The 24,012-nt window shown below is 37.7% G+C and carries 23 protein-coding genes; 1 reads left to right on the top strand and 22 read right to left on the bottom strand.

Translation table 11 applies throughout. The annotated features are described in order from the left end of the window. The 17 genes from RHP56_RS03560 to RHP56_RS03480 form a co-directional block, all read right to left on the bottom strand. Entirely contained in the window at positions 1 to 750 is a 750-nt protein-coding gene (locus tag RHP56_RS03560) for a phosphoribosylaminoimidazolesuccinocarboxamide synthase (RefSeq protein ID WP_011679511.1), read from the bottom strand. Then, entirely contained in the window at positions 734 to 1,843 is a 1,110-nt protein-coding gene (purK, locus tag RHP56_RS03555; protein ID WP_050884318.1) for a 5-(carboxyamino)imidazole ribonucleotide synthase, read from the bottom strand. Before purK ends, RHP56_RS03560 begins: the two co-directional genes overlap by 17 nt. Beyond that, entirely contained in the window at positions 1,840 to 2,325 is a 486-nt protein-coding gene (gene purE, locus RHP56_RS03550; protein WP_004164276.1) for a 5-(carboxyamino)imidazole ribonucleotide mutase, read from the bottom strand. The genes purK and purE overlap by 4 nt, the downstream gene beginning before the upstream one ends. Before the next feature lie 267 nt (positions 2,326 to 2,592). Continuing rightward, positions 2,593 to 3,939, bottom strand: a complete 1,347-nt coding sequence (gene glnA / locus RHP56_RS03545) for a type I glutamate--ammonia ligase (protein WP_011679509.1) — start codon at positions 3,937 to 3,939, stop codon at positions 2,593 to 2,595. A gap of 12 nt (positions 3,940 to 3,951) precedes the next feature. Then, entirely contained in the window at positions 3,952 to 4,290 is a 339-nt protein-coding gene (locus RHP56_RS03540) for a MerR family transcriptional regulator (RefSeq protein WP_010289022.1), read from the bottom strand. 89 nt (positions 4,291 to 4,379) lie between these two features. Then, a complete protein-coding gene (locus tag RHP56_RS03535) occupies positions 4,380 to 5,609 on the bottom strand; it encodes an ATP-binding protein (RefSeq protein WP_102753216.1) in 1,230 nt (409 codons plus the stop codon). A 150-nt stretch (positions 5,610 to 5,759) separates the two neighbouring features. Continuing rightward, positions 5,760 to 6,755, bottom strand: coding sequence for a class A sortase (locus RHP56_RS03530; RefSeq protein WP_102753217.1), 996 nt, complete (start codon positions 6,753 to 6,755; stop codon positions 5,760 to 5,762). A gap of 33 nt (positions 6,756 to 6,788) precedes the next feature. Further along, positions 6,789 to 9,470, bottom strand: coding sequence for a DNA polymerase I (gene polA, locus RHP56_RS03525; protein ID WP_102753218.1), 2,682 nt, complete (start codon positions 9,468 to 9,470; stop codon positions 6,789 to 6,791). Positions 9,471 to 9,675: 205 nt separating this feature from the next. Next, positions 9,676 to 11,253, bottom strand: coding sequence for a glycoside hydrolase family 32 protein (locus RHP56_RS03520; RefSeq protein ID WP_011679505.1), 1,578 nt, complete (start codon positions 11,251 to 11,253; stop codon positions 9,676 to 9,678). A gap of 241 nt (positions 11,254 to 11,494) precedes the next feature. Then, positions 11,495 to 11,890, bottom strand: a complete 396-nt coding sequence (locus RHP56_RS03515; protein WP_011679504.1) for a DUF1093 domain-containing protein — start codon at positions 11,888 to 11,890, stop codon at positions 11,495 to 11,497. A gap of 137 nt (positions 11,891 to 12,027) precedes the next feature. Next, on the bottom strand, positions 12,028 to 12,747 hold the full coding sequence (locus RHP56_RS03510) for a Bax inhibitor-1/YccA family protein (RefSeq protein WP_014324494.1): 720 nt from the start codon (positions 12,745 to 12,747) through the stop codon (positions 12,028 to 12,030). 71 nt (positions 12,748 to 12,818) lie between these two features. Further along, entirely contained in the window at positions 12,819 to 14,153 is a 1,335-nt protein-coding gene (gene murC / locus RHP56_RS03505; RefSeq protein WP_004164289.1) for a UDP-N-acetylmuramate--L-alanine ligase, read from the bottom strand. A 197-nt stretch (positions 14,154 to 14,350) separates the two neighbouring features. Beyond that, on the bottom strand, positions 14,351 to 15,007 hold the full coding sequence (gene ytpR / locus RHP56_RS03500; protein ID WP_102753219.1) for a YtpR family tRNA-binding protein: 657 nt from the start codon (positions 15,005 to 15,007) through the stop codon (positions 14,351 to 14,353). A gap of 145 nt (positions 15,008 to 15,152) precedes the next feature. Next, positions 15,153 to 15,827, bottom strand: coding sequence for a 5'-methylthioadenosine/adenosylhomocysteine nucleosidase (locus tag RHP56_RS03495; RefSeq protein WP_102753220.1), 675 nt, complete (start codon positions 15,825 to 15,827; stop codon positions 15,153 to 15,155). Between the two features lie 17 nt (positions 15,828 to 15,844). Next, a complete protein-coding gene (locus tag RHP56_RS03490; protein WP_004164293.1) occupies positions 15,845 to 16,138 on the bottom strand; it encodes a hypothetical protein in 294 nt (97 codons plus the stop codon). Positions 16,139 to 16,141: 3 nt separating this feature from the next. Beyond that, positions 16,142 to 16,696 carry an NUDIX hydrolase gene (locus tag RHP56_RS03485; RefSeq protein WP_014324489.1) on the bottom strand — a complete coding sequence of 185 codons (555 nt, stop codon included), beginning with the start codon at positions 16,694 to 16,696 and terminating at the stop codon, positions 16,142 to 16,144. After that, on the bottom strand, positions 16,696 to 16,920 hold the full coding sequence (locus RHP56_RS03480; protein WP_004164295.1) for a cold-shock protein: 225 nt from the start codon (positions 16,918 to 16,920) through the stop codon (positions 16,696 to 16,698). Before RHP56_RS03480 ends, RHP56_RS03485 begins: the two co-directional genes overlap by 1 nt. Positions 16,921 to 17,095: 175 nt before the next feature. Here RHP56_RS03480 and RHP56_RS03475 point away from each other — a divergent pair, with 175 nt between their 5' ends. Beyond that, on the top strand, positions 17,096 to 17,971 hold the full coding sequence (locus RHP56_RS03475) for a cation diffusion facilitator family transporter (protein ID WP_011679498.1): 876 nt from the start codon (positions 17,096 to 17,098) through the stop codon (positions 17,969 to 17,971). 31 nt (positions 17,972 to 18,002) lie between these two features. Here the strand turns inward: RHP56_RS03475 and RHP56_RS03470 are convergent, their stop codons facing one another. The 5 genes from RHP56_RS03470 to RHP56_RS03450 all read right to left on the bottom strand — a co-directional run bounded on the left by RHP56_RS03470 (position 18,003) and on the right by RHP56_RS03450 (position 23,996). Next, positions 18,003 to 19,667, bottom strand: a complete 1,665-nt coding sequence (locus RHP56_RS03470) for a formate--tetrahydrofolate ligase (RefSeq protein WP_114665917.1) — start codon at positions 19,665 to 19,667, stop codon at positions 18,003 to 18,005. Positions 19,668 to 19,679: 12 nt separating this feature from the next. Then, on the bottom strand, positions 19,680 to 20,924 hold the full coding sequence (gene purD, locus RHP56_RS03465; protein ID WP_042252893.1) for a phosphoribosylamine--glycine ligase: 1,245 nt from the start codon (positions 20,922 to 20,924) through the stop codon (positions 19,680 to 19,682). Positions 20,925 to 21,143: 219 nt separating this feature from the next. Continuing rightward, positions 21,144 to 22,136: an aldo/keto reductase gene (locus RHP56_RS03460; RefSeq protein ID WP_102753225.1), complete on the bottom strand. Its 993-nt coding sequence runs from the start codon at positions 22,134 to 22,136 to the stop codon at positions 21,144 to 21,146. A 1-nt stretch (position 22,137) separates the two neighbouring features. Beyond that, a complete protein-coding gene (locus tag RHP56_RS03455; RefSeq protein WP_050884325.1) occupies positions 22,138 to 23,028 on the bottom strand; it encodes an SGNH/GDSL hydrolase family protein in 891 nt (296 codons plus the stop codon). After that, positions 23,025 to 23,996 (bottom strand): ribose-phosphate diphosphokinase, encoded by a 972-nt coding sequence (locus tag RHP56_RS03450; protein ID WP_258984526.1) that lies wholly within the window; start codon positions 23,994 to 23,996, stop codon positions 23,025 to 23,027. The genes RHP56_RS03455 and RHP56_RS03450 overlap by 4 nt, the downstream gene beginning before the upstream one ends. Between the last annotated feature and the right edge of the window lie 16 nt (positions 23,997 to 24,012).

Raw genomic sequence — 24,012 nt, 5'->3', positions numbered from 1 at the left:
TTATTTCTCCAAATTTTCTAAACGTGATAGAACATCACGATAACCAACAGTAACATCACCAGCATGTTTTCGAAATACATCTTTATCAAGTGACTTACCTGTTTTTTGGTCGACCAAACGCATATTATCTGGTGACAATTCATCAGCCAAGATTAACTTTCCCTCACTATCACGACCATATTCTAATTTAAAGTCGACTAAGTTAATATTAATTTCATCAAATATTTCTGTGAGCGCTTGATTAACTTCTTGGGCATATGCACGTAATTTTGTGAGTTCAGATAATGTGGCAAAACCAAGAGCTAAAATTTGAGAATCATTCATGAAGGGATCATCCAGCTCGTCTGATTTATAGTAAAATTCTTGAACAACTGGTGTTAATTTTTGCATTGGCGTTGCGTTAAATTTACTTACAAAATGCCCTGATGCGTAGTTTCGCGTAACCACTTCAATGGGCAAAATATCAAGGGCTAAGTCCAGTTCGTCTGTTTCAGAAACCGAAGAAAGATAATGATTTTCAATGCCCTGACGTGTTAAATGTTCAAATAATATATGCGAAATTGCACTATTCAATTGGCCTTTTTCTGGTATATTTTCATGTACCTTACCATTTAAAGCTGTTGCTTGATCCATATAATGAACCCACAAAATTGTAGGATTATCTGTGAAATAAACTTGTTTCGCCTTACCTTGATATTTCAGTTCTCCGCGAGTCACTGTTTTGTCTTCGTATTCAGTTGCGCTGCTCATGCAAGTCACCCCATTCTTTTAATTTTCGACCATTTTCTGTTCCTAGTACCGTAATATGACCCATTTTACGATTAGGTTTAACAGCCAATTTACCATAATCGTGAAAATGCCACTCAGGATGATGAATTAAATCTTCTCTAGCTTGTGTTAACTCATCGCCCAACAAATTCAACATTGTAGCAGGGCTTTGCAACTCAATTTTTGGTATAGGTAGACCGACAATACTTCTAATATGTCCTTCAAACTGTGATACATTTGTCGCTTCAATACTATAATGTCCAGAATTATGTGGTCGCGGTGCTAATTCGTTAACCCATACTTCCTCGTCAGCGACAAATAACTCAATACCAAGTACGCCACGCAATTTAAGTGACTCAGCGATATTCTCAGCAATTGCTTCAATTTTATTCTTGAGTGTCAATGAGATGTCGGCAGGTGCTGTTGTCGTTTTTAAAATGTGATTTTCATGAACATTTTCGACAATCGGCCAGGTCACAATTTGCCCATCTTGGGAACGTGAAACCATAATACTTAGCTCTTGTTTAAAATTCACAACTTGTTCTAAAATTAATTGCGTATCTGGAAAATCTTTTTCAAGATTAACAATATCTTGCACTGTATTAATTGACCACTGACCATGGCCATCATATCCTCCACTCACTGTTTTTAAGATAGCTGGTAAAGTTACCTTTCGTAAATCTTCGGGTGAATTTACTTCAATGAAATTTGTGACTGGTACTTTAGCATCATCCCGAATAAACTTTTTTTCAGTAATGCGATCGCTTGTAATTCTTAGTAGTTCTGTACCTTGCGGCAATTCTGCATCGCTTTGCTCATTCAATGCATCTCGATCAACATTTTCAAATTCATATGTTAACACTTCACTTCGTCGTGATAATTCATTTAATGCTTCGACATCATCATAATCAGCAACTATCTGAAAATCTGATACTTGCCCCGCTGGAGAGCCTTTCGTGGGATCCAAAATTCCAACACGGTACCCCATTTCTTTTGCAGAAAGAGCCATCATTTGACCAAGTTGGCCACCGCCAATAATACCAATCGTTGCCGGCGGTAAAATTACTCCTGTCATATCAATTCTGCCTCGCTTTCAATAGAAGTCTTTGTTTGGCGTTCTCGATATTCATTCAAGGCCTGCAATACGTCATTATCATTTAAAGCAATAATTTGTGCAGCTAGAATTGCCGCATTTTTTGCACCTGCATCACCTATTGCAACTGTAGCAACGGGGACCCCTGCGGGCATTTGAACAATAGAGAGTAAAGAATCCAGTCCATTTAGTGCCCGTGATTGCATCGGCACGCCGATGACTGGTAGCGTTGTATTAGCTGCCAGCATACCAGGCAAATGAGCCGCGCCGCCGGCACCAGCAATAATTACTTGAAGCTTATTGTCTCTTGCTTGTGTGCCAAATGCTTGTAATTCTTGAGGCATGCGATGCGCTGAAATGACGTGTTTTTCGTAAGTAACACCTAATATATCCAAAATTTCTGTCGTTTTTTTCATGCTGGACCAATCACTAGTTGATCCCATGACAACTGCAACTTGAGGCATATTTTTCTCCAATGTGTACAATTTTTGTGATTTGCAAGGTTATCGTTCGTTTACAATTACAATTTAACAGATTTTTATACATTTGTGTTCGTTTTAAAATAAGAAAATTCACAATAATTAAAAAAGAGTTCGTATATAACGAACGTTTTTGACATTTATTTGTTTTTATCCGAACGTTAGCGATGTATGCGTTTACAAAAACATTAAAACTGAACGTTCGTCTAAAATTTTGAGCAATAAAAAAGAAGCATTTCTGCTTCTACGAAATTAATACTTTTCTAAATATGAATCTGTTTCCCATTGAGAAACATACTGACGATATGATGTATATTCAATCTTCTTTGCTTCAATAAATTTGTCAGCAATATGTTCACCAATCGCTGCACGGACAACGTCATCAGCTGCAAGTTCACGAACTGCCGCCAACAATGTGTCTGGCAAATCTGTAATACCGGCACGCTCACGTTCAATTTCATCCATCAAATAAATGTTTTTATCAACTGAAGCCAATGGTTCCAACTCACGCTTAATACCATCTAATCCTGAAGCAAGAATTGCTGCAAGAGATGTGTAAGGGTTGGCCGTTGGATCTACTGAACGCAGTTCCAAACGTGTTGATTGCCCACGTGATGCTGGAACACGTACCATTGGTGAACGGTTTGAAGCTGACCAAGCAACATAAACTGGTGCTTCAAAGCCAGGCGTCAAACGCTTATATGAGTTAACAGTTGGGTTTGCCAAAGCTGTAAAGGCTGTAGCGTGTTCCAAAACACCACCCAAGAAGTTATAAGCTGCTTTTGAAAGTCCCATTTCATCAGAAACATCTTCAAATGCATTGCCTTCTTTAGTAAACAAAGACATGTTTGTGTGCATACCTGAACCATTAATGCCAGCAACTGGTTTTGGCATGAATGTTGCAAAGTAACCATTCTTACGCGCAATTGTTTTAACAACGAGCTTAAATGTCTGAATGTTATCTGCCGCTTCCAATGCTGATGCATACTTAAAATCAACTTCGTGTTGACCTTCAGCAACTTCGTGGTGAGCTGCTTCGATTTCAAAGCCCATCTTTTCCAATGTCAAGACGATTTCACGACGAACATTTTCACCCATATCCAAAGGTGCCAAATCAAAGTAGCCACCCTTATCATTCAATTCAGTGGTTGGGTTTCCTTTTTCATCAAGCTTGAACAAAAAGAATTCAGGCTCAGTACCAACATTAAATGAAGTAAATCCAGCTTCACGTGCTTCTGTTAACACAGTACGTAGTGCGTGACGAGGGTCGCCAGCAAATGGTTCACGATCCGCTGTATAAATATCAGCAATTAATCGTGCCACCTTACCGCCGTGTCCGTCAGTCGCCCATGGGAAAATCATGAATGTGGACAAATCAGGATATAGATACATATCTGATTCATTAATACGCACAAATCCTTCGATAGATGAACCGTCAAACATCAAATCATTATCTAACACTTTATCTAACTGTGACGTGGGCACTTCGACATTTTTAATAGCGCCCAAGACGTCTGTAAATGTTACGCGGATAAACTCCACGTTTTCGTCTGCCACGATTTGCTTAATTTCTTCTTTGGTAAAAGTTTTGCGAGCCATGATTGTCCTTTCTTAATGAGCCCCGAATCGTCCAAGTTGGGCGAATTCTTTTTGTAGTGAACGGCGTAGTGCTGCTTCTGAATCTTGTTTTTCTTGTGCTTTACGGCGTTGCTTGGCAAAAATTTCTTGAATATCCTTGATAGAGTCTCCAGCATCCAAGAAATCACGAATTTCGAGCAAACGATCAACATCATTTAATGAAAAACGTCTCTGGCCACCTTTGCCGCGACCCGGCGCAATTAATTTCTGTTGTTCATAGTATCTAATCTGACGATCAGTCAATAACGTGAGCTCGCGTACAGTACCAATTGGTAAAATTGATAAATTACGTCTCAATTCGCGTTCGCTCATCACAATACCTCCGCTTAAGATACTTTTATTCTAAACGAAATTAATAACCTTTGCAAATTATGTGTCAGGTTTTCTAACATTAAGTTTAGTTATAGACCAAATGAAATATTTTCGGTTTGATGGCTAATTGTACTCAGTTCAACTTTGACCTTTTTCAACTCCTGGCGACCAATTGTTTTTAAAAGCGCCTCCCCAGTTGCTAAATGTGCTACTTGGTCAATTAGGTCCTCTTTGATGATTAATAAGTTTTTCATTTCATTTCGTGTGTTTAATCGCTGCACGATAAAGCTACCAAATTGCCCGAGTAACTCAACAGGAACATCTAATGGGCTTTGTGTACTCAGCATCAAATCCAATCCTAGTTTTCGTCCCTCACGAATTAACGAAAAGATGCCGTAATTGCCATGACCATCATTAGACAAGTATCGATGTGCTTCATCAATAAAGATTGTTACAGGAAAGCTTAGTCCATTAAGTTTTGCTATGCTCATCATCTGCAGAGTCAGAATTTCAACAAGTACTTGATTTAATTTTTGTTCGTGACTAAACAAAGATAAATCGATGATCAAACTCTGTTTCGTCGCCCGACGTGTTATAAACAATCGCAGTAAATAATCGACATCATAGTGCACAATTTCTTGTTTCGTTGATCTTAACAATAAAGTACGTATTTGTTTATTTTTTAAGGTTTGTTTTAATTGAGCAAGACTTGACCATGCTTTGGCAATGGCTTCCTTATCATAAATTTGTCCTAATAATGAAAAATCAGCACGCTCATCAACATAAGGCGTAATAAATTCTTCTTGCAACTGATTAGCCAGCAAGCTTAAATCAAAGTATTTATCCTTAATTTTAAGCTGTTCCACTAGGTTATCATGTTCAATTTGGCTTCTATTGATCTTTTTATAGATTCCTGGTTTTGCTACAACATTGTTTTGTATTTGCAAACTTTCAATTGCAGCGGGTAAATTGGCTAGCAGCGATTCATCTGTAATATTTAATAGGTGAGCAATTTGATCACTCATTAAGTGAGTAACATCAAAGAAACCATCATCCCCCAACACAATACGCTGTACATTTGGTATTGTACGGAATTCACCTGTTGGATCTAATACAATAACATTCTGCTGGTTCTTTTTGAGTTCTTCTATAATGGTTAGCGCAGTCGAAGACTTTCCGCTACCAGTAACACCAGTAATTAGCAAGTGCTGAGATAATAATTCATCAGCAGAAATGGGCAAATATTCTTGTGCTTTCGCATCGAAAAATTGTCGCTTAAATATTAGTGAAGTATCCTTACGTTTTTGTTTATCTATCATTTTTATTCCTATATAAAGAAAAATTTTTGACACTATTTTTATGCTTTCGCTTATTATAGCGCTGTTCACTGTATAAATAAATGGTAATGAATTTTATTTATCAAAAAATGGTTTCATTATCTGAAACCATTTTTATTCAGTCAATTCAATTTATTTTGTTCCACCAGCATCACCATTTGCGCCTTCTTCTATTCCTGGATTCCACCAACTCACACGGGCATTAGTATTGCGTACTTTCAAATTAAATTCACTAACCAATTTTTCGGGTGCATTATGCCACGTATATGTTTTTTTCAATTCAGCATGTGTAATAATTCGATATGCCGTTGATGGGAAAAGGCAACTAATAATTGTTAACTGTGCTTTCTTAGTTGGGTTTAACACTGATACCTCTGTTGATGCAACTGTATTTTGGCTAGTAATTTCGTATTGGTAAATCCCCTTGCTATTAGCCAACAAAACGCTTTTCCCGTTTAACCATGATGAACCCTTCACCTTGCCATCTTGCAAATACGGTGAATCATTATTGGTTGTCTGTTGCAACGCGCTAAATCCAGTCTGACCATCATTAAAATTGTGGGCTGCCAACCCATAGTTTCCTTGTCCCATAACTGGCTTTTGTTTCCCCTCCGGATCTTTTTCAGATTTATTCGCGTAATTTGCACCAAGGTTCAGTCCTTCATCACTATAGGCATCATTATAAATTGGCAATAAAATATTTGTACTTGGAATTGATACAAATCCTTGTTTCTCAAAATTTTTTGTTGCATTTCGCATAACCATTTTTCGAATCAGGGCGCGCGAAGTTGTATCCTCTGATGCTTTTTTATTAGCCGTTTTGCGTTCTTGTTCATGAATTGGTTTCAAAATAACTGTTTTGATGCCCGCCACATTTTTTTGGTATAAGTAAGAACCTCCAAGGACAAGCAATGAGATGAAACTTGTAACAAACAGTGCATCATAAAACAAATGATGATGACTAAACTTCTTATGACGCAGTCTAGAAATTACGAGTTGACTAGCAGCAACTAACAAAAAGATCATCACAAAAACTGCAACATATATCCCTATTTTTTGCATGATCTGCCATACTGTCATGTCGCCACTAGACGCCACTGCTAATACTGAAGGCAATTTTATCATCATAATAATCCGTCCTCACCTGAATTCTTGTGATCCCTACTTTGCATCGTACCAAGTGTCACCATGATGTGCATCAACTTTCAATGGTACGTCTAATGCAACGGCTGAATCCATTACATTCGTAACAACTTCGGTCAATTCATCAATTTCGTCTACGGGGGTTTCAAAAATCAATTCATCGTGTACTTGAAGCAACATTCTCGCCTGTAAATTATTCTCTCGTAAAGCCTCGTTAACCTTTATCATCGCAATTTTGATAATATCTGCTGCTGAACCCTGGATGGGCGAGTTCATCGCAGTGCGTTCAGCGAATGACCTTAAATTAAAGTTCTTTGCTTGAATATCTGGCAAATAACGTCGCCTATGGGCAATTGTTTCTACATAACCATGTTCATGTGCAAAAGTCTTAATTGTATTCATCCATTCATGAATTTGAGGGAACTCTTGGAAATAAGTATCAATAAAACGTTTCGCCTCGGCACGTGAAATCCCCAAATTATTAGCCAATCCATAATCCGAAATACCATACACAATACCAAAATTCACAGCTTTAGCCGTACGACGCTTAAGTGGATCAACTACTGCATCATCGGCTAAGCCAAAGACAGCTCGAGCTGTTTCGGCATGGATATCTTCGCCATTTAGAAAGGCTTTTTGCATGTTTTTATCACCCGTAACATGGGCCAAAACACGTAATTCAATTTGAGAATAATCGGCACCAAATATTTGCCAATTCGGATGACTAGGAACAAATGCTGTTCGGATTAAGCGCCCTTCTTCTGAACGCATTGGAATATTCTGCAAATTAGGATCAACTGATGACAATCGACCAGTTTGTGTCAAAGTCTGCAAAAATCGTGTGTGAATCTTGCTGTCCTTAGGATATATAACTGAAAGCAGGCCGTCAATGTAAGTTGATTTTAGTTTCGCTAGCTGACGATACTGCAAAATATGGTCAACTATAGGCGCTTGTGGTGCTAGTTTTTCTAAAACATCCACAGCCGTTGAGTAGCCTGTCTTTGTTTTTTTAATTACAGGCAAACCCATTTTTTCAAACAACAATACCCCTAATTGTTTTGGTGAGTTTAGATTAAACTCTTCACCAGCTTCAATATAGATGGCTGATTGAATATCAGCTATTCGTTCGGATAAATCTTTGCCTTTATTTCGTAAGTATTCAGGATTGACCTTAATCCCTTGATATTCCATATCAGCTAAAACAAACGCTAATGGTAGCTCAATGTCCGTATATAGGTGCGTTTGTTCGTGTTGCTTTAATTCTGTGAACGCTGGTTTTTCTAATTTGAAAAGTCCATCCGCTTTATGAGCAATGTGCGACAATAAAAGATTGGTATCGGTTGGCACAGTGAATTTGGCGCCTTTACCATAAATATCTTCATCAGGTGCCAAATAAACATCAAAACGCTGTGCCAAAGTGGACAAAACATTATCATTAGCTACCGTATCAAGCAAATATGCAACCAGTATAAAATCAAAATTCACGCCCTTAAGTGCCAAACCAAGTCGCTTAAATAATACAAGCTGTGCTTTAACATTAAAAACATTTTTTAAAATCTGCTCATTCTCAATCACCGACTTCAACTCTTCAGTTTGTAACAAGGAGATGTCACGACTAGCATAGTAGCCAACTTCTGGATTACCAATAGCGAAACCAATCATTTCACCCTCGTGATAATTATCACCCACAAATTCAATATGAACTGATATCTTATCACCTAGCATCGCAATTGCTCTTAAATTATTTTCTTTTAATTCGACAAAATTTATACCATTGTCAAATTCTTTTGTATTCTCAAGCTGCCCAGATTTACGTAATGCTTTTATTTTCGCTAAATGTTGTTTGAAATCCAAATTTTCATAGAATGGAATAATCTTCTCAAAATCGACACCTCTATATTCCATTTCTTCAAGCGGTAAAGGTAAGTTAGCATCAGTTAAAATTGTAGCTAATTCACGTGCTTGGAAGGCTAATTCACGATCATTGATCAAATTGTCCTTCATTTTTGACTGCTTCAGTTTATCGATATTATCATACAAATTATCAATGTTATTATATTCGGCAAGAAGTTTTAATGCTGTCTTTTCACCGACCTTTGTAACACCAGGGTAATTATCAGATGTATCGCCCGTCAACGCCTTCTTATCAATGATTTGAGCCGGTGAAAGCCCAAATTTTTCTTTTATATAAGCTGGTGTATAGCTTTCAATATCTGTTACACCTTTTTTAGTCACGTTTACAGTAACGTTTTCCGTGGCTAATTGCGTCAAATCTTGATCGCCAGTTACAATAATGACAGAATATCCTGCTGCTTCACCCATACGTGAATAAGTTCCAATGATATCGTCAGCTTCTAATCCAGCCTGTTCATAATTCCGCAATCCATGCAACATAACCATTTCACGTAAATATGGAAACTGTTCTTTAAATTCCTCTGGTACTTTAGAACGGCCATCCTTATATTCAGGAAATAACTTCCCACGATGCGTTTCTTTTCCAGAACCAGCATCCCAAGCCACTAATGCTAAATCTGGAGCCATTGGATCTACAATTTTATCTAAAAAGTTATTAAAAGCCACTAATGCATTTGTATGCAATCCTTCATGCGAGATCATACGATCTAACTGATTGTACATCGCATAAAAAGCTCTAAAAGCCAGCGAATTACCATCAATAAGTAATAGTTTTTTATTGGTCATCTTAATGTCCCATCTTATATTTATCTATATTAAGTGTAACACACGTTGATATATCACTTAAGTATAGTAATTTCTTATGAACCAGTTTTTGCACGTATTTTATGTTGTTACTAGTCAAAAAGATAAAAAACTTTTAGCCAAATTCACCAGCTAAAAGTTCTACGTGCTTTTTTATTTAGTTAAAAATGCTGCTAATTAGCAAAGATTATTTATTATCAATATTGCTCATCGAATAAAACAAGTCGTTCTCACTGTCAGTTTCAATATTAAATAATAAATTTTCTTCTGTCGAATACTTTAATAATGAATAAGTACGTCCGCTATTTTCAAATTCAAACTCAACACTTGTTTTATCCGTGTATACATGTAGCTTGAAGACATTTGGATTAACGACACCGCTTTGTTCGACAAATTTTTTATTATATTCAGTATTTGCATCACTATCAGCGATATTTTTTGTTTGTCGTGATACCGTGTAATATCCGGTATCTGCATTATAATTTAAGTCAACGGTTGAATCCTTCTGCTTGAATGACAAATGAATGTTTCCACAGACAGTTTCCTTCTTTTTATTTGTCATTTGTAAATAGAAGTTTTGACTTGTCCAGCGTTGGGTATCCAATAGTTGATAATAGCCATCGTTATCTTTAGATAATTGACTTGTATTAATCGTATCTTTAACTGTTTTTGTCAAACTATCATAGGGCTTAACCAGTGAAGATGCCATTGTGTACTCACCATTAACTTTGGTTAAATTCAATTGGTGCGCTAACGATAATGATCCCAACTTATATGATTGTTCATTATTCGCATCAACTATTTTTTTACATGAATACCCCCAATTACCTAACCAACCAATTGACAATATATTCGTGTTATCCGATGTTTGAAAATAGTTACTAGCATAATAATCTGAACCATCATCAACACGCTTTGGTTGCTGTTCAGCAACAAATACACCATTATCATCAAGGTGCCCAACCATATAATAAGAACCACTGGTCTGACCGTAATTGTAGCCATTAGCACCGAAAAACATCACCGTTTTAGTTGTCCCCGTAGTTGTATCACACATTGTTTTTAGATTTGGGCATTCAATCAATCCCAGATCCTTACCATTTAAAGCACCGCTGTTCAATGGTGTAGCACCTACATAGTTGAAGTTTTTACCATCGCCACTAGTATAAACACCAATTTTATCGTCTTCAGCAAGATACATCGTCATTTTTTTCGTTTCTTTATTGAAAAAGACGTATGGATCTCTAAAGTGAGCTTTTGCAGATGATGCAGACATAATAGCTCCGTCAGAATAAGGTTGATAGGTCACACCATTATCGATAGAATAAGCCACATATTGTTTTTGTCCCGTTGGTGTATAACTAGTGAAATAAGCGATGATTGCTTTTTTTGGCAAATCAGAAAAGAACTTATTCGTGTTTTTAATTACTGATCCAGTCGCAACTGCTTCCCATTTATTCTGAAACTTTGGAATAGCGATACCTAGTTTCTCGTAATGTACGAAATCTTTTGTCTTAACATGATACCATTCCGTGCCATCGTCATCATGCTTATAATTCAAATCAGCTAAATAGTAAATATGGTAGTATCCCGATGAATCCTGCCAAATACTTTGTACGTCATTCATAAGCCCTTGCTCAATATTATGGTGATAATATTGTTGATACTCATTTGATGTCACAGTCCCCGCCAGCACAGGTGAAGTGCTGATGAAAAACAGTGAAAATACTGCTCCAGCTACCCTTAGTAGTCTTGTAAATGTCATAAAAATACTCTCTCCCTTAAATTTGCGCATAAGATTTATTTTACCTGAAACATTTTATTTGTCAAACGTTAGTCATTTTAACTAAATAAAAAAGAGCCACACAATAGGTAAACATGTGGTCCCACATTCAAGAGTGTGCATTTTTCGGTAGAGTTGAAAAGCACATACAATATTTTAAAACGATAACATTTTGAAAGCAATGGACTATACTAGTCAGTATTTGTGAAAGTGTTCAAAAGTATTATTTCAGCTTATAAATAATATTATCTGGAATTGTTGACTTACTAATGATGTATGGACCTTCTACTACCCGTTTATCACTAATATCGGCTTTAACAAAACTATTCTTTTTCAATGGCCTTACATTTTCACCACTTAATTCATAATTGAGTGTCTTTCTTTCACCTTTTTTGGTCACAAAGTGAAATTTGTATATATAACTATGTGAATGAGCAATAACCTTCCCATTATCATCTGTAGTTTTTTCTTTTTTAGGAACATGTGCAGGTGCTTTGGCATAGCCGACTTCTGTTACATATGTATCATGATAATAACGTGCTGCTTGCACAAAAACAATAGCCAGTAATACCAAGATAATTGATACCAAAATAATGCTTTTTCTCCGATTCAAATTCATAATATTCCTCAACAATAATTTTCATATTTTACCAACTATTTCATTATACGTGATTATTTTTTTAAAATTAAAATTTTTGTTTCTAGTTTATAACTAAATTTTTTTCACAAAAAAAAGACCCATATGGGTCTTCTTCATTAGTCGCGTGAGCCACTAACAACGCCGAAGATGCGTAACAGCGCGAAGAAAATATTGACAAAGTCTAGGTATAATCTCAAGGCGCCATTTACTGCAAGTCCTGTTGTATCTGCTTGACCAGCAAATTGTGAATACATTACCTTCAAGTTCTGATTATCATATGCTGTAAATAAGGAAAAGACAACGACACTAGCCCATGAGAGCAATAGCGAAACGATTCCACTATAGAAAAACATATTAGCAATTGATGCTATCAGCAAACCAATTAACAGACCAAACAAAATCGAACCTAGTCCCGTCAAATCACGTTTTGTGAAAACACCATAAGCTGCCATTCCACCGAAAACCGCGGATGCAGAAACGAAAGCCATCATCACAGAAGCTCCTGTATAAACAGCTAACAAGACACCAAGCGTCAAGCCTTCAACCACTGCAAAAGCCATCAACAAGCCAAAAGCACGAGCAGGATTTTTAAAAGTTGCACGACCAATCATCGTTATAATCAACATCTGAATACCCAACAGTGCCAAAAGACCAATAACATTACCTACGAGCAACTTAGCAACTTGTTCCAAAAAAAAGTTTTGTACTATAAAGCCTGTCACTGCGGTAAGTAAAACTGCTATACCCATAAAGCTATATGTCTGTTTAAAGAATGCGCGCATTCCCTCATCTACACCCGTCACATCACGACGGGCGTTCATATTAAAATTATCCATTACTATTTACCTCCAGTATTCTAAACAATTCTGGTTATATTAATTATAACAGAAATCACATTAAATAGATATTAAGTCAAGTCTGTTCTCAATTGGCCAAGTAGCTTTTCATAAGCAAATTCATATTTTTCAATGTCACCAGCGCCCATAAAGACCATTACAGCATTTTCATATGGCATTAACAGACTCATGTCGTTTTCTTCAATGATGCCACCAAACTTACTAATTTCAGATCCTAAGTCCTTGGAAGTAATCGTTCCGGCTTGTTCTCGTGCAGAGCCAAAAATATTGGCTAGATAAACTTGATCTGCCGCTTCTAAACTGCTAGCAAATTCGTCTTTATACGCAATTACGCGTGAAAAAGTATGCGGTTGGAAAATGGCAATAATTTTTTTATTGGGATACTTTTGGCGTGCCGCGTCTAATGTCGCTGTAATTTCTGTTGGATGGTGAGCATAATCATCAATCACTGTAATATCAGCAATTTGCTTTTCACTAAAACGACGTTTAACCCCCTGATAGGTCAGCAAATATTGACGAATTAAATCAAGGTCAACCTCTTCCATATAAGATACAGCAATCACTGCTAACGCATTTAAAATACCATGTTGCCCAAATAAAGGAACAGCAAATTCGCCTAAGTCTTTACCACGAAAAACAACGTCAAAATGCGACCCCTGAGTTGATTTGTGAATGTTAGTCGCTACAAAATCATCTCTTTCTGGATTGACGCCATAGTAGTAAACATCTGCTGAGGGTTTCAAAGAACGCAAGTGCTCATCATCACCCCAAGCAAAAATAGCCTTTTTAACATTATTAGCAAAATCAGCAAATGCAGACGTTACATCTTCAATGCCAGTATAATAATCAGGATGATCAAAATCAATATTTGTTAAAATCGCATAATCCGGGGCATAATCTTTAAAATGACGACGATATTCATCTGCCTCAACAACAAAAAATTGTGAGTTAGGCACGCCTCGTCCTGTACCATCTCCGATAAGATATGAGGTAGGGGCAATATTCTTCAACACGTGAGCTAGTAATCCGGTTGTGGACGTTTTGCCGTGGGCTCCTGCAACTGCTATGGATGTAGTTTGTGATATTTGTTCTTGAACAGCTTCTGGATACGAAACCATGGTTACACCAATTTCTAATGCCCGAGCCACTTCAATTTGATCATTATTAAAAGCGTTTCCCCTCACAAAAATAGCATCTTGATTGGCATCTATATTTCTTGCATCAAATGTTAATATTTTAATACCTGCTGCCTCTAATGGAGCTTGCGTATATGTATACGTATCAATATCTGAACCAAGCACCTCATTTCCTTGGTCATGCAAAATTTGTGCTAACGGTCCCATTCCAGTACCTTTGATGCCAATAAAATAATATTTTTTACTCATTTTTTTACGATCTCCATCACAAACGTGAAATACTGTAACTCACCTTTTCGCAACTCAAACACCAATTTCCGATACTTTGTACTTTCATCATTGAATATTCGATAAACATGAGGTGCGTTTCTAATTTTATCTACCATCTTATCAACACTTTCAGCTGCATTAATCAATTGATCAACACGAGCTGTACTTCCCCTGTCTTAATAATTTGTATCAACTAATCCATCTGTATAGAGCGTTGCACCCTTTTCGAAGTCAAACACATCGCCAATTTCACCAAAATCATTTGGTAAAACCAAGGCACCTGGTTTTTCAGGAGCGCCCGGTAAATGTAACTCTCGTCCAGAAACAATCATCCCTGAAGATGGCACACCGCGTAATGCACCATCCCATATCAAGGCGCCTGAGGGCATCATAGTTCCAGGCTGAGCTACCACAACTTTAATCCCTGTTTTCATATTTGGCGATCCAGAGACAATTTGAAGGCTTTTTTGGTCACTAACTTTTGTTTGTGTGATATGTAAATGATCTGAATCTGGATGATTCGAAAGGTTTTCAACGAAACCAATAACAAGTTTTGAAGGTGAAACCTTCATAATTTCATCAAATCCAGCTGATTTGATGTTGGCGTTAAAAATATTTATTTGCTCTTCGTTTAAGAATATTTGACCATTTTCTCCAATAATCCCTAATTCGGCACCTACATTAGCAATGTTAAACCCAGTGGCCTGACCTGTTTCAGCATTACTTATTCGTGTCACGTTTCCGACAGTAGTCACAATTTGTTTTTCCGCGTTAGGAGCAAGTGTAACAACAAGTATGTCCCCACAAGATTTTTGGTTATATGAAGTAATCATTTTATTATATTCCTTAAATTTAATATATTTTCTATTTTACATTATTCTTAACTTGCTTGCACACTAACCTCTATACCAACTACCACAGAAATCAGCTATATCTAGCACTGCACTGACTTCACAGTACAAAAAAAAGCCTGTCGGCTTAGTTCTTTTGATCCATATAATTGATTAATAACTGGGCTGAAGCCTTACCAGCTTCAACTACGAAATCATCAAAGACAATATTAGATTCTCCATTAGCTAAATCGGAAACCCCACGTAATACAATAAATGGGGTTCCAAACTGTGTAGCAACTTGTGCTACCGCTGCTGCTTCCATCTCAGCAACTAATGCCTCTGGAAAATGGGACAAAATTTTCTTTTTACCATCATCTTGAACAAATTGATCACCAGAAACAATTAAGCCTTCTTTGCCCGCTGTCAAATTCTTAAAATCAGCAACCACTGCTGGATCAGCTTCGTAATATAAGGGCTTGTTTGGCAATTGACCATAAGCATATCCGAATGCTGTCACATCAACATCTGAATACGCAATACGTGTGCCAATAACTTCATCCCCTATTTTTAAATCGGGGTCTAATGCACCAGCAGAACCAGTGTTAACAATCAAATCAGGATTAAAATTATCAATCATCACTGTAGCAGCAGAACCTGCAGCCACTTTACCAATACCAGACTCAGTGAGCATTACTTCATGATTTTTATAAGTTCCTGAAGTAATCATTGTGCTGCCGTGCTGTCTTGTTTCTGTATTTTCAAGAATTGCAGACAATGCAATCTTTTCCTCCGCCATTGGCGTGATAATTCCTATTTTCATTTTTTTCTCCAAATTTACTAGTTAATTAAAAAAAAGGCAGCGTACGTTGCAATAATTAATAAAATCAAAACAATAATAATTACATTGTAACGATGCGTTAAGCGTTTTGATTTGCCTTTCGCTGTTAGCTTACCATCTGACCCTAATTCATAACGTCCTTTACGTGTTAACCGCATCTCTTCTCGAGTTTCTGGCTGGACAATTTCAACTTGAGTTGGATGTTTTCTAGCGTAGTCTTTTTCAACTTTGATACGTTCTTTTTCACGCGCCTTTTGCTCTTTTTTGGCTGCTTTACGTGACATTTTATCCATAAATTAACCCCGCAAGTAATTCCAATACAAAAAGGCTGTGACAGTTTTTTGATCAATTAATTTTCCTGAATCAAACAACGATTTCACTTCACTAAAAGACATGGTTACTAAATCCATTGTCTCCCCTAAATCGCGTGGTAATTGTTGATCTTGTTCAATGGGTGTTAAATTTCTCGCAACATATAAATGCATATAAGCATCAGAAAAACCAACTGTTTCAACAAAACCTAACGCTTTTTCAATAGAACCCGCTGCCATACGTAATTCTTCATTTAGTTCACGCTCAACTGCATGATGAGGTTCGTCAAAATCACGTTGATCCAATTTTCCAGCGGGAATTTCCAAAATAAAATCACCAATTGTGGCACGCCATTGTTTCTCTAAAATAATATGTTCATCATCAACAAAAGCTAAAACGCCAATTGCAGGCACGTGCCGAACAATATCTCTTTTAGCTTTTTTCCCATTATAGAGATCAACATCTTGCGTTTCAACGCTAAATATTGGCCCCTCATAAATTATCTTAGACGATGTTACTGTCTCACGATATGCCACCATTAAACGTCTGCTGCCTCAACCGAAAGTGGACGAACCTGGGCTGCTTGATAAGACTTATACCCTTGTACCAGTACGTACGCTACTTTTTCGCCTTGAATCAATGACTTAAAGCCATCCATATCAATACCATTAAAATGAACAAAGACATCATCTCCACCTTCATCGGGTGTAATGTATCCATATCCACGTTCTTTTTGCCAAATTTTTACTGTTCCTGTTTTCATAAATATAGTATAACACACCTTTATATTGTTAGTTTAAAACGGTTCAAGCACAACGTTAAAAGGAGCTTATTCTCCACCAAAAATGAAAGTCAAATTTGGTGGAACAACTGTATTTCATTGTATAATAAAAGTGAACTCTTGCACATGTATCTATCATTGATATGCAGGTACCAAAATGCTCAATAAACGCTATGAACAACTTAAAGCCGCTGAAGGTGGCGCTATTATCAGCCTTACTGCCTATAGTCTGATCACTATTATGAAATTGCTAGTTGGAAATATTGGTCATTCGGAAGCCTTAATCGCTGATGGATTCAATAATTCAACTGACATTTTAGCGTCACTAACGGTGCTGATTGGGCTTCATTTTTCGCGCCGACCACCTGATAAAAACCACCAATACGGTCACTGGAAATCAGAAAACATCGCCAGCATGATTACTTCAATAATTATGTTAATCGTTGCGTTACAAGTTCTATTTAGTGCTTTTAGAAATATCCTGAGTGGTCAAATAGTCACACCTAGCCCCCTCAGCGCAATTGTTGGCATTATTTCAGCCATCCTACTTAGCTTTTTGTACTTTCACAACCAGAAGTTGGCCAAAAACGTACATAGCACAGCTTTGCTTGCAGCTGCTAAGGACAACCTCAGTGATATTTTTACTAGTATAGCCACCACGTTGGCAATCCTCGCATCCTCATTTCATTTTTCATGGCTTGATGCTACTGTAGCAATCATTATTTCTCTATTAATCCTTAACATGGCAGTTGATATTTTTAAAAACAGTGTGTTTATGCTTTCAGATGGTTTTGATCAGCATACACTGGATCAGTATCGTTTGACAGTTAACAGAATTCCTGGTGTCATCGCTGTAAAAGAGATAAGAGGTCGATCTTATAGTGAAAACATTGCCCTGGATATTGTCGTAACAATGAACCCACAACTGACTGTGGCAGAAAGTCATGCCATCACAAAACTTATTGAAAAAAAATTATTTGAAGCGTACCAAATTTTTGACGTTGAAATCCATGTCGAGCCAGAAAATAAGTAATAAAAAAATGGCCAAAAGGCCATTTTTTAGTCTAAAACAAACCAGTAATTGTACCATTCTCATCAATATCAATATCCAATGCCGCTGGATGTTTTGGTAATCCAGGCATTGTCATGATGTTTCCCGTTAATGCAACTAAAAATCCAGCGCCAAGTTTTGGTACGAATTCACGGATATAAATTTTGAAATCTTTAGGTGCCCCAAGTTTTTTAGCATCATCTGTAAATGAATACTGGGTTTTTGCCATAATAATTGGTAACTTGTCCCAACCATATTTTTCAAAATCTTGTAATTGTTTTTGCGCCTTAGTTGATAATTCAACACCCGTCCCACCGTATATTGTTTGCACGATAGTATTTAGTTTATCAATAGCTGAATCGTCAGCTTGATATAGTGGTGTAAAATCTGCTTCTTGAGCTGATTTTTTAATGACAGCTGCAGCCAAATCTTGTGCCCCTGCACCGCCTTTTGCCCAAACTTCTGTTGTATAAGCTGTTGCGCCAAATTGTTGGACGTAGTCTTTAATAACCTGTAACTCTGCTTCCGTATCCGAGGTGAAGCGATTAATGGCTACCAACACTGGTACGCCATAACGATTCATCGCTGTCAGGTGTTGACCCAAATTTTCTAAGCCGTTCTTGAGCGCAGTGACATCTTCATTATTCAAATTTGATAATGCAACGCCACCATGGTGTTTCAAAGCACGTACAGTAGCGACAATAACAATTGTATCTGGCGTTTTACCAAGCAACGGCACCTTAACATCTAGAAACTTCTCGCCACCCAAGTCTGCACCAAATCCCGCCTCCGTTACAACATAATCTGCTAATTTCAGAGCTGTTTTGGTTGCCAAAATAGAGTTAGTTCCTTGAGCGATGTTAGCAAATGGACCACCGTGAATAATTGCCGGTGTGTGTGCCAGTGTTTGGACAAGATTGGGTTTGATAGCGTCCTTCAATAAAACAGTTAAGGCACCAGCAACACCTAAATCAGCAACAGTCACTGGTTCTTTGCTGTAGGTATAACCAACAACAATACGCTTGATACGCTCTTTCATATCCATTAAATCAGTTGAGAGTGTTAGAATAGCCATCAATTCAGAAGCTACAGTAATGTCAAAACCATCTTCACGCGGAACACCTGAAGTTGGGCCACCTAAGCCGACAGTGACATGACGCAATTCACGATCATTAATATCTACTACACGTTTCCACAAAATACGACGTGGATCAATATTTAATGGATTTCCTTGGTGAATACTATTATCTAGTAATGCAGCAAGTGTATCATGAGCTGATGTTAATGCATGGAAGTCTCCAGTAAAATGTAAATTAATATCAGCCATTGGAACGACTTGCGCAAAGCCACCACCAGTTGCGCCACCTTTAAGCCCCATCACAGGCCCCAAGGAGGGTTCACGTAGCGCAATCATCGTCTTTTTATCGGCCAAATTTAGCGCATCAGCCAAACCAACCGTTACTGTTGATTTTCCTTCGCCGGCGGGAGTTGGATTAATTGACGTAACCAAAATCAACTTACCCAATTCTTGCTTACGCACGATAGATGGATCCAAATTAATTTTTGCTTTGTCGTATCCATAGGGTTCAATTTCATTAGCCTGCAGCCCTGCAGCAGTAGCAATTTCGGTAATTGGTTTTATTTCAACGGATTGGGCAATTTCAATATCTGTTTGCATGTTTGTTTCCCTTTATAATTTTTGAACAGCTTGATAAGCAATATCGTGACGATATTGTAAATCCATCGGTGTCTTATCTAATACATTATAAACTTTTTCTTGTGCCAATTTCACATTTTTGTCATGAGCAATAACAGTGGCTACACGCCCGCCATTTGCATGCAACACCGTGTTCGCCAATTTGACGCCAGCATAATTAGTCACTAATGGGATTTGAGGAACGATTGCTCCTTTTTGAGGACGTTCAGGATAACCCTTCGCTGCTAGAACAACCCCAACATACACTTCTTCCTCTTGCCAATGTGACGCTGGTTTTTCACCTGACAATAGCTGCAAAATTAATTGATAAAAATCACCCTCAAATTGAGGTAATACTACTTGTGCCTCAGGGTCACCAAAGCGTACATTGAATTCAATGACTTTAGGACCTTCTTCAGTTAACATGACGCCTGTATATAAGACACCAGTAAATGACGCGTGCTCTTCAACCATTGCTTTCACTGTTGGATTAACTAAAGTTTCAATAGTTTCCTGACGAATTTGATCTGAAATCCATTTCACTGGGCTATAAGCCCCCATTCCACCGGTGTTAGGTCCTTCATCACCATCAAAACGACGTTTATGGTCTTGTGCTAAAGGCGCATGAGTCATTGCACCGTTTTGACCCACTAATGTAAATACAGAAAACTCGACTCCTTTCAGATATTCCTCAATAACCAATTTGACATCAACATTTTGCGTGTATAACTTTTCCAAATAAACTTGAGCATCAGCGGCATTTTCAATAATAGTGACCCCTTTGCCCAAAGCCAATCCATCTAGCTTAAAAACAATTGGAAAACCAAATTTTGCAATAGCTTGATTCGCTTCATTAAAAGAAGTTACGGTCATTGATTGCGCAGTTGGAATATTGTACTTTTGAAGAATGTTCTTCGTAAATGATTTAGAACCTTCAAGTTGAGCTGCTTTTTTTGTTGGACCAAATATTTTTAAGGAGGCTTCTGTGAATACGTCAACGATACCTAGTGTCAACGGCTCTTCATTGCCAACAAACGTTAGATCAACATGTTCTTGGTTTGCGAAATCCCTTAGTTCAATTAAATTGGTCACTGGAATCTCAACTCGTCGTAAATGGTCATCTGTCATCCCATCATTTCCGGGTGTAACAATGACTTCATCTACTTGTGGACTTTTTAAAAATGTCTGTGCTAGCGCATGCTCACGTGCACCAGAACCGATAATCAAAACTTTTGTCATGACTGGCCTCTTTGTTTGTTAATAACTATAGTTTAACAATTATATTGACAATTTTGTATGTTTTTAAATTATATTTTTATAATAAATAAAGATATAGTTCGTTTTTTGATAGGTATTTTCACGATCTGACAAAATTTATCGAACGTTTGGATTGTAAACGGTTTCTTTTTGGACAACAAAAAGAACCAGTACAAAACTGATTCCTGATATATTCAGTATTTATTTGTCTAAAATAGCTTGGATCTCTTTAAGTTCAGCCGCAGAGAAATCTAAATTATCGGAAAACTTTAAGTTGTCAACTAAATGTTCAACCTTACTTGCACCAATGACGACTGTTGCAACGCGTTCATCCTTTAATAACCAAGCTAGCGCCATTTGTGACAATTTTTGTCCACGGCCTTGCGCAATTGCATTTAAAGCATTTAGCTTGGCAATTAAGGCATCCTTACCGTTCTTAAATAAGAATTGGTTTGTTGGATGGATTGGATAATCAGCAGGAATTTCTTTCAGATAACGATCAGTCAATAAGCCTTCAGCAAGTGGTCCATAGGCTACAAGACCCGCATGATTTTGATCCAAGACATCCAAAAGACCATCCTTTTCAGCTGTTCGGTTCAACATGTTATAAGATACTTGGTTACCAATAAATGGTGTACCAAGTTCATCGAATATTTTAGTGATTGCTTTTGTTTGCTCGGCAGTGTAGTTCGAAACACCAACATAAAGCGCCTTACCCTGTTTTACAACCAAGTCTAACGCACGAGCAGTTTCCTCTAAACGTGTGTTTGGATCCCAACGGTGTGCATAAAAGATATCAACATAATCTAGTCCCATCCGTTGTAAGCTCAAATCCAGCGCGGCAACTAATGTTTTCTTGCCAGAAAATTCGCCTAATGGTCCAGGCCACATATGATAACCGGCTTTCGTCGTAATCACCAATTCATCACGATAAGGTTTTAAATCATTACAATAAACATTTCCAAATGTCACTTCGGCTGTGCCATTGCTTGGCCCATAATTTGATGCGTTATCAAAACTAAAGATACCACTATCAAACGCTTTTAAAATCACATTTCTAGAATTTTCAAGTGGCATTTGATCACCTAAATTACGCCACAATCCAAACGAAACTGCCGGTAAAATAAGACCAGAATCACTAACTCGGCGATAAGGTAACTTTTCGTAACGTTGTTCATCTGCTGCATATACCATTTTAAATCAATCCTCCTAAAAGTAGTTTTGCCACGCGCTCGTGCTCCAAAATATTCGGATGCACTTGTTGTGGCGAAATTTTCCACGGCGTAGTATCCAATAAAACAAAACAATCGAAGCGTTTTATCTCTTGCTCAAAAACTTTTTTAAACGCACCGTTGAAAGGCACTAGGAGCACTATCTTGGCATCATGGAAACGTTTAATTAGCTCAAGCAAGTACACCCGTAACCCAAAACAAAAATCTTGCACCGTTGCACCATAATTATAGTCGTTTGTGCCATAATTGACAATTACTAAATCAGAAGGTGCCCTAGGGCGCTCAACATTCGGAGCAACGTGCCACAATGCCTCGACAGCCGTTGGTTCCTGAAAAGGAGCACTCGGCGTTAAACCTGAACCACCATAGCCAATCCGAGCTAGTGGCTTATGAAGCATTTCAGCAATCAATTCAGGATAGCTGAGCTCTGGATGCGGCTCATGTCCAATCATTTCCTCACCAGCAGTAATGGAATCACCAATAAATGTAATGTAATTTACATCGGTTGCAATTGGGGCTAGCTCTCCAGAATCAATTTGACCCGAAACTAATGTGATTGGATTAGTCCATAGCGTCATTTGATTACCAGCAATAGACCGTACCAACAAAATATAGTGTCCGTCAGTTACTGATAATTTGAGTACATTATTTTCAACATTAATTTCATGCCAATTTTCTCCGTTAAGAGACAATACCAGCGATAGACCATCGTATTTTTTTGCAAACTTTAAAGTGACTTCTTGCGCACCTTGAACCATAAATTCCAATGCTGCGCCAAATTGAGTTGTAACAAATCCATTACTTGTTTTTCCCCATTCAGGAGATAAAAAAGATTCTAGATCCACTATTTTCATAACATTACGTCCAAATTGTCTGGGCTTTTCAGCACATCCTCAATACTTTCAAACACATTGATGCGTCTGATTGCTTCAGCAAATGATTCGGCCACAGACAATACTTTCAGCTTACTCATGTTTTTATGTTCGGCTATTTCAACAGTATTTGCTACAACAACATGATCAATTGGTGCTTTTTCAAGATGATCAACCGCGTTATCTGACAACACAGCGTGCGTAGCAACAGCATAAATTTCAATCGCACCTGCATTAGCAGCTGCTTCACTGGCAAGGACCATACTTGTTCCTGTATCAATGATATCATCGATTAAAATAGCACGTTTACCAGCCACATTACCAGTAATTTGATATGGTGTATTTGGGCGAACGCTATCAAAACGTCGGTCAACTAGTGCCCAATCTGCATGTAAAAGTTTGGCAAACTTGCGTGCACGAGCAACACTAGAATGATCCGGCGCAACAACAACTAAATCATCCCCTAACAAATCATTAGCATAAAAGTAATGCCCCAAAGCCGGCATGGCTAGCAAATGATCTACAGGAATATCAAAGAATCCTTGAACCTGATCCGCATGTAAATCCATCGTCATGACCCGTTTTACGCCCTGCGACTCCAACATATTGGCAATCATACGTGCTGAAATAGGTTCTCGAGAACGGGCTTTTCGGTCTGAACGTGCATAACCGAAATAGGGAATAATGACGTTGATTGAATTGGCAGAAGCACGACGTGCTGCATCAATAAAAATCATCAATTTCATGAAATTATCATTCACCGGCGCCGTAATTCCTTGAATGACATACACATTCCGACCACGAACAGTATTTTCAATTCGCTCATATATTTCATTATCAGCAAATGTTTTGATATCAATTGGGGCTAATGGTACACCTAAAATTGTTGATATTTCACCTGCCAGTTCATCATTACTGCCAAGGTTAAATAGCTCATATGCTGGTGTCATAAAGTTCTCCATTCAT

Source organism: Leuconostoc sp. C5, assembly GCF_056530425.1.
The sequence above is the reverse complement of the archived record's forward strand: the minus strand, read 5'-3'. Positions and strand labels throughout refer to the sequence as shown.